The 16,908-nt window shown below is 60.7% G+C and carries 16 protein-coding genes; 6 read left to right on the top strand and 10 right to left on the bottom strand.

The annotated features are described in order from the left end of the window. The first annotated feature begins 102 nt into the window (after nt 1–102). Nucleotides 103–1,281 carry an NAD(P)/FAD-dependent oxidoreductase gene (locus DXT77_RS10500; protein WP_119427581.1) on the top strand — a complete coding sequence of 393 codons (1,179 nt, stop codon included), beginning with the start codon at nt 103–105 and terminating at the stop codon, nt 1,279–1,281. Between the two features lie 238 nt (nt 1,282–1,519). Beyond that, on the top strand, nt 1,520–3,703 hold the full coding sequence (gene yccS, locus DXT77_RS10495) for a YccS family putative transporter (RefSeq protein ID WP_119427580.1): 2,184 nt from the start codon (nt 1,520–1,522) through the stop codon (nt 3,701–3,703). A gap of 135 nt (nt 3,704–3,838) precedes the next feature. On the opposite strand, the gene DXT77_RS10490 is transcribed toward yccS, so the two are convergent. Continuing rightward, nucleotides 3,839–4,576 (bottom strand): ABC transporter substrate-binding protein, encoded by a 738-nt coding sequence (locus tag DXT77_RS10490; protein WP_114886016.1) that lies wholly within the window; start codon nt 4,574–4,576, stop codon nt 3,839–3,841. 256 nt (nt 4,577–4,832) lie between these two features. Here DXT77_RS10490 and DXT77_RS10485 point away from each other — a divergent pair, with 256 nt between their 5' ends. Then, nucleotides 4,833–5,285: a GNAT family N-acetyltransferase gene (locus DXT77_RS10485; protein ID WP_011336314.1), complete on the top strand. Its 453-nt coding sequence runs from the start codon at nt 4,833–4,835 to the stop codon at nt 5,283–5,285. Between the two features lie 42 nt (nt 5,286–5,327). Here the strand turns inward: DXT77_RS10485 and DXT77_RS10480 are convergent, their stop codons facing one another. From DXT77_RS10480 to DXT77_RS10470, 3 genes are read right to left on the bottom strand one after another with little or no spacing between them, the layout of a single operon-like run. Beyond that, on the bottom strand, nt 5,328–5,624 hold the full coding sequence (locus DXT77_RS10480; protein ID WP_008033286.1) for a helix-turn-helix domain-containing protein: 297 nt from the start codon (nt 5,622–5,624) through the stop codon (nt 5,328–5,330). A gap of 24 nt (nt 5,625–5,648) precedes the next feature. Further along, the gene (locus DXT77_RS10475) at nt 5,649–6,140 is read right to left on the bottom strand and encodes a M48 family metallopeptidase (protein ID WP_119427579.1); all 492 of its coding nucleotides are present in this window, start codon (nt 6,138–6,140) and stop codon (nt 5,649–5,651) included. A gap of 40 nt (nt 6,141–6,180) precedes the next feature. After that, entirely contained in the window at nt 6,181–8,304 is a 2,124-nt protein-coding gene (locus tag DXT77_RS10470; protein WP_119427578.1) for a bifunctional diguanylate cyclase/phosphodiesterase, read from the bottom strand. A 333-nt stretch (nt 8,305–8,637) separates the two neighbouring features. Here DXT77_RS10470 and DXT77_RS10465 point away from each other — a divergent pair, with 333 nt between their 5' ends. From DXT77_RS10465 to DXT77_RS10455, 3 genes are all read left to right on the top strand, one after another. Next, entirely contained in the window at nt 8,638–9,306 is a 669-nt protein-coding gene (locus DXT77_RS10465; protein ID WP_119427577.1) for a polysaccharide lyase family 7 protein, read from the top strand. A gap of 399 nt (nt 9,307–9,705) precedes the next feature. Further along, on the top strand, nt 9,706–10,065 hold the full coding sequence (locus DXT77_RS10460) for a DUF6124 family protein (RefSeq protein ID WP_119427576.1): 360 nt from the start codon (nt 9,706–9,708) through the stop codon (nt 10,063–10,065). 96 nt (nt 10,066–10,161) lie between these two features. After that, nucleotides 10,162–10,413, top strand: a complete 252-nt coding sequence (locus DXT77_RS10455; protein ID WP_119427575.1) for a helix-turn-helix domain-containing protein — start codon at nt 10,162–10,164, stop codon at nt 10,411–10,413. 100 nt (nt 10,414–10,513) lie between these two features. Here DXT77_RS10455 and fba read toward each other — a convergent pair whose 3' ends face one another. The 6 genes from fba to tkt form a co-directional block, all read right to left on the bottom strand. Then, the gene (gene fba / locus DXT77_RS10450; protein WP_007959708.1) at nt 10,514–11,578 is read right to left on the bottom strand and encodes a class II fructose-bisphosphate aldolase; all 1,065 of its coding nucleotides are present in this window, start codon (nt 11,576–11,578) and stop codon (nt 10,514–10,516) included. A 125-nt stretch (nt 11,579–11,703) separates the two neighbouring features. Beyond that, the gene (locus DXT77_RS10445; protein WP_114886030.1) at nt 11,704–12,036 is read right to left on the bottom strand and encodes an MliC family protein; all 333 of its coding nucleotides are present in this window, start codon (nt 12,034–12,036) and stop codon (nt 11,704–11,706) included. A 57-nt stretch (nt 12,037–12,093) separates the two neighbouring features. Beyond that, nucleotides 12,094–12,315 (bottom strand): hypothetical protein, encoded by a 222-nt coding sequence (locus tag DXT77_RS10440; protein WP_119427574.1) that lies wholly within the window; start codon nt 12,313–12,315, stop codon nt 12,094–12,096. Nucleotides 12,316–12,349: 34 nt separating this feature from the next. Next, the gene (locus tag DXT77_RS10435; RefSeq protein ID WP_119427573.1) at nt 12,350–13,513 is read right to left on the bottom strand and encodes a phosphoglycerate kinase; all 1,164 of its coding nucleotides are present in this window, start codon (nt 13,511–13,513) and stop codon (nt 12,350–12,352) included. Between the two features lie 12 nt (nt 13,514–13,525). Then, nucleotides 13,526–14,578, bottom strand: coding sequence for an erythrose-4-phosphate dehydrogenase (epd, locus tag DXT77_RS10430; RefSeq protein ID WP_119427572.1), 1,053 nt, complete (start codon nt 14,576–14,578; stop codon nt 13,526–13,528). A gap of 165 nt (nt 14,579–14,743) precedes the next feature. Beyond that, the gene (gene tkt, locus DXT77_RS10425) at nt 14,744–16,741 is read right to left on the bottom strand and encodes a transketolase (protein ID WP_119427571.1); all 1,998 of its coding nucleotides are present in this window, start codon (nt 16,739–16,741) and stop codon (nt 14,744–14,746) included. Nucleotides 16,742–16,908 lie beyond the last annotated feature (167 nt).

Below are 16,908 nucleotides of genomic sequence, written 5' to 3'. Positions count from 1 at the left end.
AATCTGTCAGTTGATAGTTTGTGACTGACACACCGCTATCGCGAGCAGGCTCGCTCCCACATTGGTTTCCGGTGAATTTGAATTTTGTGTGAGGACACCGTTTTGCGCTCTACCGAAGTCGTGATCATTGGCGCTGGCGCCGCTGGGTTGATGTGTGCACTGACCGCCGCCGGGCGCGGGCGTCAGGTGCTGCTGCTCGACCACGCGAACAAGGCCGGCAAGAAAATCCTGATGTCCGGCGGTGGGCGCTGCAACTTCACCAACATGTACACCGAGCCGGGCAATTTCCTCTCGCAGAATCCGCACTTCTGCAAATCCGCGCTGGCCCGCTACACCCAGTGGGATTTCATCGGCATGGTCGCCAAGCACGGCGTGCCGTATCACGAGAAGAAACTCGGCCAGTTGTTCTGCGATAACAAATCCAGTGACATCCTCGGCATGCTGCTGGACGAGTGCGATCAGGTCGGCGTCAACCTGCACCTCGACACTTCGATCCAGACCATCGAAAAAGTCGAGGGCGGTTACCTGCTCGACACCACCCTCGGCCAGATCCAGTGCCAGTCACTGGTGATCGCCACCGGCGGCCTGTCGATCCCGACGCTTGGCGCCACCGGTTTCGGTTATCAGGTCGCCAAGCAATTCGGCCACGATCTGCTGCCGACCCGCGCCGGTCTGGTGCCGTTCACCATCACCGATCAGCTCAAGGAGCTGTGCACCGAGCTGTCCGGCACCTCGGTGGATTGCCTGGTCAGCTGCAATGACCAGAGCTTTCGCGAGAACATCCTGTTCACTCACCGCGGCCTCAGCGGCCCGGCGATTCTGCAGATTTCCTCGTTCTGGGAGCCGGGCGACACCGTCGAGATCAACCTGCTGCCCGATCACGACGCCGCAAGCTGGCTGCAACAGCAGACCGCCGAGCGCCCGAACAGCGAACTGAAAACCCTGCTCGGGGAAATCTTCACCAAGAAGATGGCCAACCTGCTGGCGGACAACTGGTTCGTCTCCAAACCGATGAAGCAGTACACCCACGCCGAACTGGCGGACATCGCCGAGAAACTCGGCAGCTGGAAAGTCGTCCCGGCCGGCACCGAAGGCTACCGCACCGCCGAAGTCACCCTCGGTGGCGTCGACACCCGCGAAGTCTCGTCCAAGACCATGGAATCGCTGAAAAGCCCGGGGCTCTACTTCGTCGGCGAAGTGCTGGACGTCACCGGGCATCTGGGCGGCTTCAACTTCCAGTGGGCCTGGGCATCGGGTTACGCGGCGGCGCAATACGTCTGACAAACACAAATCAAACTGTGGGAGCGAGCCTGCTCGCGAAAGAGGAATGTCATTCAACATATGTGTCGACTGACAGATTGCATTCGTCGGATCGCCGCCCGGAGCAAGCTCGCTCCCACATTTGCTATCGCTGAAGCTGTAGGGAACACTTTTTGCTGTCAGATGTGATCGGCGCCATTGCGTCGGCGTCATTACTGGCTCAATTTAGCGGCATCGCCTCGGAAGGCCTTCGCACTTCATGTCCTCGACCTCGTTTCGTCAGTCTTTGCGGCGCCTGTGGGCGCTGGATAAATTCAGCTACAGCGTGCGGGTGTTCATCGCCCTGACCGGCAGCATGGCGCTGTGCTGGTATCAGGATGAAATGGGGCTGCTGATCCCGCTGTTCCTCGGGATCATTGCCAGCGCCCTGGCCGAGACGGACGACAGTTGGCAGGGCCGCCTCAACGCACTGGCGGTAACACTGGTGTGTTTCAGCGTTGCGGCGCTGTCGGTGGAATTGCTCTTCCCTTACCCCATCGTGTTCGTCATCGCTCTGGCGTTGGCCAGTTTCGGCCTGACCATGCTCGGTGCGCTCGGCGAACGTTATGGCGCGATTGCTTCGGCGACGCTGATTCTTTCCGTCTACACCATGATCGGCGTGGACCAGCGCGGTGGCGCGGTCACGGATTTCTGGCACGAGCCGATGCTGCTGGTGGCCGGTGCCGCGTGGTACGGCTTGCTGTCGGTTTTGTGGCAGGCGATGTTCTCCAACCAGCCGGTGCAGCAGAGCCTGGCGCGGCTGTTCCGTGAGCTGGGTTATTACCTGAAGCTGAAAGCCTCGCTGTTCGAGCCGATCCGTCAGCTGGACGTCGAAGCGCGGCGCCTGGAACTGGCCCAGCAAAACGGCCGGGTCGTCGCAGCCCTGAACAGCGCCAAGGAAATCATCCTGCACCGCGTCGGCAACGGCCGCCCCGGCTCGAAAGTCAGCCGCTACCTGAAGCTGTACTTCCTCGCGCAAGACATTCACGAACGCGCCAGTTCTTCGCACTACCCTTACAACGCGCTGGCCGAGGCGTTTTTCCACAGCGACGTGCTGTTCCGCTGCCAACGCCTGCTGCGCCAGCAAGGCAAGGCCTGCCGGGCGCTGGCCGAATCGATCCAGATGCGCCAGCCGTTCATCTACGACGCAACATTCGCCGAAGCCCTGAGCGACCTGCATGCCTCCCTCGAACACCTGCGCATCCAGAGCAACCCGGCCTGGCGCGGGCTGCTGCGTTCGCTGCGGGCGCTGGCGGCCAACCTCGGCACCCTCGACCGTTTGCTCAGCGATGCCAGCAATCCGGATGCGCTGGCCGATGCCACCGACAGCAGCCTGCTCGACCGCTCGCCGCGCAACTTCAAGGATGTGCTGACCCGTCTGCGCACGCAGCTGACGCCCACGTCATTGCTGTTCCGCCATGCCCTGCGCCTGCCGCTGGCGCTGAGCATCGGTTACGGCATGGTGCATCTGATTCACCCGTCGCAGGGTTACTGGATCATCCTCACCACGCTGTTCGTCTGCCAGCCGAACTACGGCGCCACCCGGCGCAAACTCGGCCAGCGGATTCTCGGCACCGCCATCGGCCTGACCATCGCCTGGGCGCTGTTCGATCTGTTCCCGAGCCCGCTGGTGCAGTCGTGCTTCGCCATCGCCGCCGGCGTGGTGTTCTTTACCAACCGCACCACCCGCTACACCGTGGCGACCGCTGCGATCACGATCATGGTGCTGTTCTGCTTCAACCAGGTCGGCGACGGCTACGGGCTGTTTGTGCCGCGCCTGTTCGATACCCTGCTCGGCAGCCTGATCGCCGGCCTGACGGTGATCCTGTTTCTGCCGGACTGGCAGGGTCGGCGCCTGAACAAAGTGCTGGCCAACACCCTGACCTGCAACAGCATCTACCTGCGTCAGATCATGCAGCAATACGCCGCCGGCAAGAGCGACGACCTCGCCTACCGCCTCGCCCGGCGCAACGCGCACAACGCCGACGCAGCACTGTCGACCACGCTGGCGAACATGCTGATGGAGCCGGGGCATTTCCGGAAGGAAGCCGACGTCGGTTTCCGCTTCCTGGTGCTGTCGCACACCTTGCTCAGTTACCTGTCGGGCCTTGGCGCACACCGGGAAACCCAGTTGCCGGCCGAAGTGCGTGAGCATCTGATCGATGGTGCCGGGGTGAGTCTGGCAGCGAGCATTGATGAGATCGCTCAGGGTCTGGCGAGCAAACAGCCGATTGCGATTCAAAGCGATGAGGAAGAAGCGCTGGCCAATGAGCTTGAGCAGATGCCGGACGAAATCGACGAAGGCCAGCGGCTGGTGCAAACGCAACTGGCGCTGATCTGCCGCCAGCTCGGGCCGTTGCGCACGCTGGCGGCGCATCTGATCAAGGACACAGCCGTGGATTGAGTCAGGCGGCGACTGCCAAGGCGCCATCGCCAGCAGGCTGGCTCCCACACTTTGGCTCTGGCATGCATTCCTATTGTGGGAGCCAGCCTGCTGGCGATGAGGCAATCAATCACACCGCAAATTCTGGATCAGCCCTCACATGCCATGCTGCCTGAGCAGCTTGTCATAGCTGCCATCGGCTTTCATCGCCGCAATCGCCTTGTCGAACCCGGCCACGATCTGCTCATGCTGCGGGTTCTTCAGGCTGACCAGAATGTGCAGGCTGTTTTCGCTCAAGGGTTTGGGCAGGAATTCCACGGCGTTGCGCACTTTCGGTGATTCCCGGGCCAGGTAATAGCGGGCGACGAACTCGTCTTCCAGAGTCAGCTTGACCCGATCCGCCGCCAGCATGCGCACGGCCATGGCGAAGTTATGCACAGGGACTTTCTGCAACGCCGTGTCGGCATCGAACGGCGCGGAATAGGCGTAGCCGCGCACCACCGCTATCGGATAGGTGTGCAGTTCCTGCAGGTTGTTGTATTCGATGGGCGTGTCTTTGCGCTTGAGAAAACGCACACGGTTGAGCAAATACTCGTCGGAAAACTGGCCAAGCTTCGTACGCTCGTCGTTGTACCAGGCGTTGACCAGCACGTCGTAACGCCCCTCGCCAACCCCGAGCAGCGCCCGCGCCCACGGCACCTGCTCGTAATCGCTGGCATAACCGGCCCGGGCCAGGGCCGTGCTGACGATGTCCGTGGCCAGCCCGCCGTTGACCAGCGTGTCATCGGTAAAGGGTGGCCAGATGTCGAAGACCAGACGCAGTTTCTCCGCTGCAGCGCTTTGACCCAGCAACAGCAATCCGATCAAAGCCAACGCTCGATGCAATCGCGGCATGCTTGAAAATCCTTAGCGGGCGGGCCGCCCGGCGTGTTTTCAGTCAAAACCCCAAGGCCCCGTACCGGCGAATCCCAGGCCCTAACATTAGCTCATTGAAGCCGTTGCACAGCGCTTCTCAGCAGATTACACAAAGATGTCGGCGCCGCCAGAAGGGAATGATGGCATTTTGGCCTTTGTCACAGATTTCTCAGCCATACAGACATATTTCGACGTGGCGCTTAGTATCGGACGACGTAGTTCAAGGAATCGGAAGATGACAATCGAGTGGGTCTGCAAACATCACAGCGATCTGGGACTGGAGCAGCTGTACGCCATTTTGAAATTGCGCTCGGAGGTGTTCGTGGTCGAACAGCGTTGCGCGTACCTGGACCCGGACGGGCAGGATCTGGACGGGGACACCTGCCATTTGATGGGCTGGGACGGTGATCAGCTGGTGGCATATCTGCGCTTGCTGGACCCGGAGTCCCAGGGCGGCGACGTGGTGATCGGCCGGGTGCTGACGGCGCCGGCCGGGCGTGGCAAAGGCCTGGGTCATGAAATGATGGAGCAGGCGCTGAAACAGGCTGAAAAGCGCTGGCCTGAAGTGCCGATCTACCTGTCGGCCCAGGCGCATTTGCAGGGGTATTACGGGCGGTACGGGTTTGTCGTGGCGGGTGAGGAATATCTGGAGGATGACATTCCGCATATTGGTATGCGGCGGTCTTGAGATTGTCCCTTCGCGGGCGTGCCCGCGAAGGAACTACATCGGTCAGGGATACTCAAGCACAGCCTTGATCTGCCGCAAATTCCTCTCGATCCACCCCCGATCAATCGCCCCCCACTCGCGAATGCGGTAACGCCCCGCATGATTGCGCGCGCCCTCTTCCTGCTCGAACTCGCAGACAATATCCAGATCCGCCAGTGCCGCAATGGTGTCCTGCGCCGTGCGCCGGGGCATGCCGGTGACGTCGGTCAGCGCCGGCACGCTGCTGGCCAGGCCGCTGTCGATCAGGTACGCCACGTACAAGCGCCGGTAGAAACTACTTTTGGTCTTGCTCACGTCCATGCATGCGCTCCGTTGTTTGATGTCTTATTGCAGGTCCCGCCACGTCAGGTACACCCGCAGATCGAACTCGATCTGGTGATAGCCCGGCAGCATGTGCTCACATAATTTATAGAACGCCTTGTTGTGATCCGACTCCTTGAAGTGCGCCAGTTCATGCACGACGATCATCTTCAAGAACTCAGGCGCGGCCTCCTTGAACAGCGAGGCGATGCGGATCTCTTTCTTGGCCTTGAGCTTGCCGCCCTGCACTCGCGACACCGTGGTGTGCAGGCCGAGGGCGCGGTGGGTCAGGTCGAGACGGTTGTCGAACAGCACCTTGTCGATGGCCGGGGCGTTGCGCAGGTATTCCTGTTTCAGGTCCAGCGCGTAGCCGTACAACGCCTTGTCGCTCTGCACATCGTGGCGGCCCGGATAACGTTGGCTCAGGTAATCACCGAGGCGATCTTCGGCAATCAATTGGCGCACCTGATCCTGCAATTGCGCGGGATAGGCCTGGAGGTATTTCAACGCGGTCATGGGCGGCACGGGTCATGAAAAGGCCGCCAGTGTAGCGAATTCAACCGGCCAACGCGCTCCAGTCGAACGGCTCGGCGAAGCGCGTCGCGTCCTCGGCGACCAACGGCCGCGCCACCAGGAAGCCTTGCACATACTCACACCCATGGGCTTGCAGCCATTGATATTGCTCGACGGTTTCCACGCCTTCGGCAATCACCAGCAACCCGTATTCCTTGCACAGATCAATGACAGTGCGCACCAGCGAGGCGTCCCGGGACGAGTCCGGCAATCGGGCGATCAGGTGGCGATCGAGCTTGAGGGTGTCCAGCTCCAAATCTCGCAGATGCGACAGCGAGCAGGACCCGGAGCCGAAATCGTCCAGCGCCACTCGCACCCCGAGATTGCGCAGCAGCTTCAGTTGTTTGCGGGTCTCGTCCGGGTTGATCGTCAGCGCCTCTTCGGTCACTTCCACTTCCATCTGATGGGGCTGCAAACCATGGCGCTCCAGCACCTGACGCAACTCGGTCACCAGATTCGGCAAACCAAACTGGGTATTGCTCAGGCTCACCCCAAGCACCAGATCCCTGGAAAACTCGGACTCCCAGGCCTTACGCTGCCCGGCGCTGCGGTGATAGATCCAGCTGCCGAGCCGGCTGATCAGCGTCGCCTCCTCCAGCAACGGCAGGAACAACCCCGGCGGCACGTCGCCGACACTCGGATGCTGCCAGCGCAGCAACGCCTCGAAACCACGAATCCTGCCGTCACCAATCGCCACCTGCGGCTGATACACCAGATTGAAATCGCGATTCTCGATGGCGTTGCGCACGCTCTCTTCCAGCATCAGCCTCGAGCGCGCGCGGCCGTTCATTTCGTGATCGTAGAAGCGATATTGCTGACGCCCGGCGCGCTTGGCTTCGTACATGGCGATGTCCGAGGCGCGCATCAGACCGTCGAGGTTGTTGCCGCAATCCGGGTACGTGGCGATGCCGATACTGGCGCCCAGGGCAATGTCCATGCCTTCGATCTGCTGACAGATCGATACGCGCTCGATGAGCTTCTCGGCGATCTTCGCCGCTTGTTCGGGGAATTCCAGATCCAGCAACGCGGTGAACTCATCACCGCCCATCCGCGCCAGAATGTCGAACGGTCGCAGGCAGGCTTTCAATTGTTCGGAAACCCAGCGCAACACCCGGTCGCCGGCGTCATGGCCGAGGGAATCGTTGACCCGTTTGAAGCCATCAAGATCGAGGTACATCAGCACCCAACTGCTGTCACTGCGCTCACCGCGCAACAGCAGGTTTTCCACAGTCTGGTAAAAGCCACGACGATTGAGCAGCCCGGTCAGCGGGTCGGTGACAGCCTGAAATTCCAGCTGCTGATGCAGATGCCGCACCACCGACATGTCCAGCACCGTCACCACCATCGCGTGCTGCTCGCTCGGCAACGGCGCGCAGGACAGCGCCACCGGCACTTGCTGCCCCGGCGCGGTACGCAGCAACGCATCGTGTAAGCGCAGCGTCTCGCCGCGTTTGTAACTGGCGTAAAACTCGGAATCGGCCCACAGCGGAATGTGCGGTTTCTGCAGGAAATCGAGAAACTCCTGCCCTTCCAGCTCCTTCACCGGCGCATTGAGCAACCGCGAAATCGCCGGGTTGGCGAAGCGGATCAAGCCATCCTCGGCCAGCACCAGAATGCCTTCGGCGGCGTTATCCAGCACTGAAGCATTGAAGGCCCGCGCCGACTCCAGATCCTGACTCAAACGCTGCAGCGCCCGGCGATTGCGCTGGTGTTCCAGCAACGCCTGGACCTTGGGCTTGAGAATCTGCGGGTCGAAAGGTTTGAACAGATAATCCACCGCACCACTGGCATAGCCCTTGATCACGGCGTCCTGGGACTGTTCGTTGGCGGTAAGGAAAATGATTGGAGTGAGCCGCGTTCGCTGGCTGCCACGCATCAGGCGTGCGACTTCGAAACCGTCCATGCCCGGCATCTGCACATCCAGCAGCACCAGGTCGATGTCGTGTTCGAGCAACAGGCTGAGGGCTTCGAAACCGGAAGCCGCGGTCATGACCTGCCAGTCCTGGCGCTGCAGCAACGCGCGCATGCTGATCAGATTTTCAGGGTAATCATCAACGATCAAAAGGACGGAGCTGCCTTCACCTGGCTGGGTTTGCGCGCATTCCATGCTGCTTCTCTTGTCGGGACATCCAATCGGGACGCGGCCGGTTTCTCGTGAAAACCGTACTGTTACTGAGCCTTCACTCTAGTCCTGGATCCGAAAAAGCAGTAGCTGTCATCAGGCCATCATTTAACCAAACCGGTAAGTAGCCGACTAACGGTCATCGCTGCAGCCCCCGAAAACCGGGAAACATGGCATTTCGACAGGATGTTGGCGCCAATCATCCGCCAGACGGCCGTTAACAAAAAATCCCTCTACGCTTATAAAGGCCGCCCCCAAGAGGCGCGGGCCAGAGCGTCTGGCACGCGCGTGCAGCAGAAACAGAGTGGAAGAACCGACATGATCGACCTCGCAACCTGGAACCTCAGCGTTCCCGTTGGCAGCCCGCCCCACACCGTCGAAACCTCCAGACTGGTGAACGGCTTCAAGGATCAGTACTTCCATTCCGACACCGGCACCCTGTTTTTCTGGTCCCCGGTGACCGGCTCGAAAACCGAAAACGCCATCTACCCGCGCACCGAACTGCGCGAAACCTTCAGCAACGGCACCCTGCGCAACTGGTACTACCCGGACGCCGACAACCTGCTGCGCGCGACCCTTTCGGTCAACAAGGTGCCCAGCTCCGGCAAGATCGTCATTGGCCAGATCCACGCCTATGAAAGCCAGAAGCCGCTGGTGAAACTCGAGTATCAGTACAAGACCAAACTGGATTCCGGCAACCTGGTGATCAAGGTGCGGATGCACCCGGATGATGACGAAGGCCGGGTGATTACCCTGGCGACCGGGATCAAACTGGATCGCGAATTCAATTACCTCATTCACCTGAGCCCCGGTGGTGCGCTGGGCATCAGCGCGGCCGGGTATCAGTGGGACTCGCAGATCAGCGCGACCTGGCGCAACAAGCCGCTGTACTTCAAGGCCGGCGTGTATGTGCAGGACAACACCGGGTACACCAGCGAGGGTGGGCAGGTGACGTTCTCAAAACTGGACATTGACCACGACAAATAACCTGTGGGAGCTGGCCTGCCAGCGATTGCGCCGGGGGCAGCGCTGACATTTAAACGGTTATGTTTAAACCAGCCCGGCGTAACGTCCCGAAGCCTACAACGGCTTGCGTCGCTGCCTACCGGTACGCCAGAATCCGCCGGCTTGTGCGCCTGGAAGGCCGTCGGTAACTTGATTCGGGTCACTGATTCGCAGTGATCGGGTTTAGTAGCCCGAGGGTTCGCGAGGCGTATTTGCACTCCAGAAAGTGAGATATCTCGATATCTGCGCTTGATGGTAGCTGTACGCAGGGCGCTTTCGGGCGCGCCGGTTCGCGTCTCCCCGGTCTACTAACCTGCGTTCAGCTGCCACCCCATCGTTTAGTAGCGATCCGGTGTCGGCTCCATTTCCCGGAGACGAAACATGATTCAATCTACGCCTCATCCACCGGTCACAGACCCGGCCTCCCCCTACGATTCCCTCGACCCCAAAAAACTCAACGAAGCCGCCGAACGCGCCCTCGACCACTACCTCTGCCCCGGCGCCCGCATCATGGCCACGGTCAACGAACCCGACCGCATGTACTTCGCCAACCCCGCCTGCAACACCGAATCCCTGCTGGCCAACGCCAGCGAAACCCTCGGCTCCGCCAGCGAAATGCTCAACAACTTCGCCGCCACCCTCACCCCCGCCGACCGCAAGACCGCGATAGGCATTGCGCAATTGGTGATGTTGGGGGAACTGGCGGTGAATCAGGCGCTGGATCAAGTCGAGCCGAAGTAACCAGTTCTATATAAGGAACCCGCTTCAGGGCGGGTTTCTCGGGATGACATGTTGTACTTACGCAACATGAACCTTCAAACGTTGCGGTAGCCGAACATGGACTACGCCCTATTGATCAGCCGTCTAGGGAATCAACTACGCGAAAAACGTATAGCTCGTGGCCTGACGCAAGTACAACTTGCCGAGCTCGCAGGGCTGACACGATACAACATCATCGCAGTGGAGAAAGGCGCTCCATCTGTCAGCATGATCGCCTACGCACGCACCTTGGCAGCTCTGGATAGTGAGCTTATTGTCATTCCAGCGGTTATGCCGAGTCTTGAAGAGCTTGCGGAGGTATTCAAATGATCTCTGATTTTTGGATAGTTCTTAATCCAAGCAAAAATCACCACCCATAAAAAATCCGCCTCTCGGCGGATTTTTCATTCAATCAGCTAAACACCCAGTCTCAATTGACCTTGGCGTTCAACTCACCCTTCAGATAACGCTGATACATGCTTTCCAGCGAGATCGGCTTGATCTTCGAAGCGTTGCCGGCAGTGCCGAAAGCTTCGTAACGAGCAATACATACATCGCGCATCGCTTTCACGGTTTCGCCGAAGAACTTACGCGGGTCGAATTCGCTCGGGTTGGTGGCCATCAGGCGACGCATGGCGCCGGTGGATGCCAGACGCAGGTCGGTGTCGATGTTGACCTTGCGCACGCCGTGCTTGATGCCTTCGACGATTTCTTCAACCGGCACGCCGTAGGTTTCTTTGATGTCGCCGCCGTACTGGTTGATGATCGCCAGCCACTCTTGTGGAACCGACGAGGAACCGTGCATCACCAGGTGGGTGTTCGGGATGCGTTTGTGGATTTCCTTGATGCGGTCGATGGCCAGCACGTCGCCGGTAGGCGGCTTGGTGAACTTGTAGGCGCCGTGGCTGGTGCCGATGGCGATGGCCAGGGCGTCGACCTGAGTCTTCTTGACGAAGTCAGCGGCTTCTTCCGGGTCGGTCAGCATCTGGCTGTGGTCCAGAACGCCTTCGGCGCCGATGCCGTCTTCTTCACCGGCCATGCCGGTTTCCAGGGAACCCAGGCAGCCCAGCTCGCCTTCTACCGAAACGCCGCAGGCGTGAGCCATGGCTACGGTTTGTTGGGTAACGCGAACGTTGTATTCGTAGTCGGTCGGGGTCTTGCCGTCTTCGCCGAGGGAGCCGTCCATCATTACCGAGCTGAAGCCCAGTTGGATCGAGCGCTGGCAGACGTCAGGGCTGGTGCCGTGGTCCTGGTGCATGCACACCGGGATGTGCGGGAATTCTTCGATCGCGGCCAGGATCAGGTGACGCAGGAACGGCGCGCCGGCGTATTTGCGAGCGCCGGCCGAAGCCTGGACGATCACCGGGGAGTCAGTCTTGTCAGCGGCTTCCATGATGGCGCGCATCTGCTCAAGGTTGTTGACGTTGAAGGCTGGAACGCCATAGCCGAACTCGGCTGCGTGGTCCAGCATCTGGCGCATGCTGATAAGTGCCATTGTGTGTGTCTCTCCCGGTTTGGGTCGTTAATCGTGCCAGCCTGCCGGAGCGGCGGCGGCTATTCAAGTGATTGCAGATCGGGGGTTGAGGCCCGGCCTGGTGATTCGATACAGCAAATTCTGTTTTATTCGGCTTTGCAGCCCCGGCCGATCAAATCATTGGTAGCGACCCAGTAGACCAGGCCTTCATTACCTTTGATGTGAAACGCCAGCATGTCGTCGCTGTACAACGCGCCCGACGCGCCCGGCTCTTCTTTCAGGCGATAGACCTGATCGCCGCCGCCCAGTCGCACATCGACTGCCTTCTGGCCCGCATCGGTGTAGCGCCACAGCACCTTGGCCTGGCTGTCGCAGGTCCAGGTGGTCCAGTTATCCACAGGGGCGGACGACTGGAACGGGTTCCACTGCGCACAACCACCCAACAATCCCAGTGCCGCAACGGCGATCAAGCCTTTCATCCGTGTTCCTCGACCGGCAGCACACGCCGCCGGCCCTGAGTTAAAGAGTCAGACCGGTCAAGGGCAACCATGTTCCTTGGCCGGGGTTTGCGTCTCGTATTTGTCCAGGCCTTCCGGCCCCGAGCGCTTGTTCAGCACCGGGTTGGTTTCGGCCTGCCAGTCGGCCTGGTAGCAGCCTTTCCGGTCCTCGCCGGGTGCCGGGGTCGGCTCGGCCTTCGGGTTACTCCCGCAGGCCGCCAGCGTACCGGTCAGCAACAACAGCGCTAACGACTTGACCATCTGAACACTCCTTTGCCTGGCCAAACGGGCGGCCTCAGGCCTTGGCCCGGCTTTCCAGGACTTCAACGGCCGGCAGCACCTTGCCTTCGACGAATTCGAGGAAAGCGCCACCGCCGGTGGAAATGTAGGAGATCTTTTCCGCCACGCCATATTTATCGATGGCCGCCAGGGTATCGCCACCACCGGCAATCGAGAACGCCGCGCTTTCGGCGATGGCTTCGGCCAGCACTTTGGTGCCGTTGCCGAACTGATCGAATTCGAACACGCCGACCGGGCCGTTCCACAGGATGGTTTTCGACGACTTCAGCAGTTCGGCGAAATTGGCCGCGGTTTGCGGGCCGATGTCGAGGATCATGTCGTCAGCGGCAACGTCACCGATCAGTTTCACGGTCGCTGCAGCACTTTCGGCGAATTCCTTGGCAACCACCACGTCCACCGGCAGCGGCACGCTGACCTTGGCGGCGATGGCGCGGGCGGTGTCCAGCAGGTCCGGCTCGTACAGCGATTTGCCGACCGGGTGACCGGCTGCCGCGAGGAAGGTGTTGGCGATGCCGCCGCCAACGATCAGTTGATCGCAGATCTGGCTCAGGCTGTTCAGTACGTCGAGTTTGGTCGAGACCTTGGAACCGGCAACGATGGCCGCCATCGGCTTGGCCGGAGCGCCCAGGGCTTTGCCCAGTGCATCCAGTTCAGCGGCCAGCAGCGGGCCGGCGGCAGCGATTTTGGCGAACTTGGCTACGCCGTGGGTCGAACCTTCGGCGCGGTGAGCAGTACCGAAAGCGTCCATCACGAACACGTCGCACAGGGCGGCGTATTGCTGGGCCAGTTCGTCGGCGTTCTTTTTCTCGCCCTTGTTGAAGCGCACGTTTTCGAACAGCACGATGTCGCCGGCCTTGACGTCAACGCCGCCCAGGTAGTCAGCCACCAGCGGCACTTCGCGGCCCAGAGCCTTGCTCAGGTAGTCGGCGACTGGCTTGAGGCTGTTCTCGGCGGAGAACTCGCCTTCAGTCGGACGACCCAGGTGCGAGCAGACCATCACGGCCGCGCCTTTTTCCAGGGCCAGCTTGATGGTCGGCAGCGAAGCCAGGATACGCGCATCGCTGGTGACAACACCGTCCTTGACTGGGACGTTGAGGTCTTCGCGGATCAATACGCGCTTACCTTGCAGATCGAGGTCGGACATCTTCAACACGGTCATGGGTCGCAATTCCTACGGTTTTTTTGAAGTCGCTGTCTGCAGATAGTGTTCTGCAACATCCAGCATTCGGTTGGCAAAACCCCATTCGTTGTCGAACCAGGCCAGGATGTTCACCAGCCGTGGGCCGGAAACGCGGGTCTGACTGGCATCGACGATGGCCGAATGTGGGTCATGGTTGAAATCACAACTTGCGTGGGGCAGCTCGGTGTAGGCCAGCAGACCTTTGAGCGGGCCGCTGGTGGCAGCCTCGCGCAGGATCCGGTTGACCTCGCCGGCGTCGGTGTCACTCGCGGTCTGCATCGTGATGTCGAGGCAGGACACGTTGACCGTCGGTACGCGTACGGCTTTGGCCTGGATTCGCCCGGCAAGTTCCGGCAGCAGGCGCTCGATGCCCCGCGCCAGACCGGTGGACACCGGGATCACCGACTGGAACGCCGAACGGGTACGGCGCAGATCTTCGTGGTGATAGGCGTCGATCACCGGCTGATCGTTCATCGCCGAGTGAATCGTGGTGATCGACACGAATTCCAGGCCGATCGCCTTGTCCAGCAGACGCAACAGCGGCACGCCGCAGTTGGTGGTGCAGGAGGCGTTGGACACCAGCAGTTCATCGCCGGTCAGGCAATCCTGATTGACGCCGTAGACGATGGTGGCGTCGACATCCGCCTCGCTGGCCATCGGCTGCGAAAACAGCACCCGCGGCGCGCCGGCGTCGAGGAAACGCTGGCCGTCTTCACGGGTGTGGTAAGCGCCGGAGCATTCGAGCACCAGATCGACGCCCAGGGACGCCCAATCGATGCCTTCGGGGGTGGCACTGCGCAGGACCTTCACGCAGTCGCCATTAATATGCAGACAATCGCCGTCGACCTTCACCTCGCCCGGGAACCGGCCGTGGGTGGAGTCGAAGCGTGTCAGGTATTCGATGCTGGCCATGTCGGCCAGATCGTTGATCGCGACAATTTCAAACCCGGCCTTATCGCCTCGCTCGAACAACGCACGCAAGACGCAACGACCAATCCGGCCGTAGCCGTTGAGTGCAACTTTGTAGGGACGCGGTTGAGGCATGGGGTTCTCGATTACCGTGGTGAAACCGTCAGTGTTGCGGTGCTTCAACTACCGCTATCGCGAGCAGGCTCGCTCCCACAGGAAAATGCATTCCAATGTGGGAGCGAGCCTGCTCCGGGCGGCGTTCCGACGATGGGCGGCAGCCCAGACGACAAAACTTCTGGATCAGTCTTCCAGCAGCTCTTCAGCCTGACCCAGGATGTTTTCCAGGGTGAAGCCGAACTCTTCGAACAGTGCCGAAGCCGGAGCGGATTCGCCGTAGGTGGTCATGCCGATCACGCGACCTTCCAGACCCACGTACTTGAACCAGAAGTCGGCGTGGGCCGCTTCGATCGCGATACGCGCGCCAACCTGCAACGGCAGGACCGATTGCTTGTAGCTGGCATCCTGAGCGTCGAACGCGCTGGTGCATGGCATGGAAACCACGCGTACCTTGCGGCCCTGCTCGGTCAGTTTGTCGTAGGCCTGAACGGCCAGACCGACTTCCGAACCGGTAGCGATCAGGATCAGCTCTGGCTCGCCTGCGCAGTCCTTCAGCACGTAGCCACCACGGCTGATGTCGGCGATCTGGCCGGCATCACGGGTTTGATGCTGCAGGTTCTGACGGGAGAAGATCAGAGCGGACGGGCCGTCCTTGCGCTCCAGGGCGTTTTTCCAGGCCACGGCCGATTCAACGGCATCGGCTGGACGCCAGGTGTCGAGGTTCGGCGTGCTGCGCAGGCTGGTCAGTTGCTCGATCGGCTGGTGCGTCGGGCCGTCTTCGCCCAGACCGATGGAGTCGTGGGTGTAGACGTGGATTACACGCTGCTTCATCAGCGCGGACATGCGCACCGCGTTGCGGGCGTATTCCATGAACATCAGGAAGGTCGCGCCGTAAGGCACCAGACCGCCGTGCAGGGCAACGCCGTTCATGATCGCGGTCATGCCGAATTCGCGCACGCCGTAATACATGTAGTTGCCGCTGGCGTCTTCGGCGCTGACGCCTTTGCAGCCTTTCCACAGGGTCAGGTTGGAACCGGCCAGGTCAGCCGAACCGCCCAGCACTTCCGGCAGCAGCGGGCCGAACGCGTTCAGGGCGTTCTGGCTGGCTTTACGGCTGGCGATGGTTTCGCCCTTGGCCGCGACTTCGGCGATGTAGGCGTCAGCCTTCTCGGAGAAGTCAGCTGGCAGTTCGCCGCTCAGGCGACGGATCAGTTCGTTGGCTTCGGTCGGGAATGCGGCGGAGTAGGCAGCGAAACGCTGATCCCACTCGGACTCGACGGCGCGGCCCTTTTCCTTGGCATCCCACTCGGCATAGATGTCGGCCGGGATTTCGAACGGACCGTGGTTCCAGTTCAGCGCCTGACGGGTCAGGGCGATTTCCGCGTCACCCAGCGGGGCGCCGTGGCAATCTTCCTTGCCCTGCTTGTTCGGCGAACCGAAACCGATGGTGGTCTTGCAGCAGATCAGGGTCGGCAGCGGGCTCTTGCGAGCGGTCTCGATGGCGGTCTTGATCTCTTCCGGATCGTGACCGTCGACGTTGCGGATCACCTGCCAGTTGTAGGCTTCGAAACGCTTCGGCGTGTCATCGGTGAACCAGCCTTCGACTTCGCCGTCGATGGAGATGCCGTTGTCATCGTAGAAGGCGATCAGCTTGCCCAGGCCCAGGGTCCCGGCCAGGGAAGCGACTTCGTGGGAAATGCCTTCCATCATGCAGCCATCACCCAGGAACACGTAGGTGTGGTGGTCGACAATGTTGTGGCCGGGACGGTTGAACTGCGCGCCCAGTACCTTTTCAGCCAGGGCGAAGCCCACGGCGTTGGCCAGACCCTGACCCAGCGGGCCGGTAGTGGTCTCGACGCCCGGGGTGTAACCGAATTCCGGGTGGCCCGGGGTGCGACTGTGCAGTTGACGGAACTGTTTCAGGTCGTCGATCGACAGGTCGTAGCCGGTCAGGTGCAGCAGCGAGTAGATCAACATCGAGCCGTGGCCGTTGGACAGCACGAAGCGGTCACGGTCGGCGAAGGATGGATTGCTCGGGTTGTGCTTGAGGTAGTCGCGCCAAAGCACTTCGGCAATATCTGCCATACCCATAGGGGCACCGGGATGGCCGCTGTTGGCTTTTTGCACGGCATCCATGCTGAGGGCACGAATGGCGTTGGCACGCTCACGACGGCTAGGCATCGCTGATCTCCTGGGTGTGAATAGATTGAAACGGAAAAAAGGAGGGCATTTTCCCTCACCCGAGCGCCTCGGGGCAATGACAGATAGTCATCCGGGGGCGTTTTTCCAATGGATAACATCGGTTTCGGCTGGTGAAACCTTTCCGCTGTTCGTCTGTAGAGTTAACC

This window comes from Pseudomonas sp. 91RF, from assembly GCF_003576265.1.
Classification (GTDB): Bacteria; Pseudomonadota; Gammaproteobacteria; order Pseudomonadales; family Pseudomonadaceae; genus Aquipseudomonas; species Aquipseudomonas kribbensis.
The sequence above is the reverse complement of the archived record's forward strand: the minus strand, read 5'-3'. Positions and strand labels throughout refer to the sequence as shown.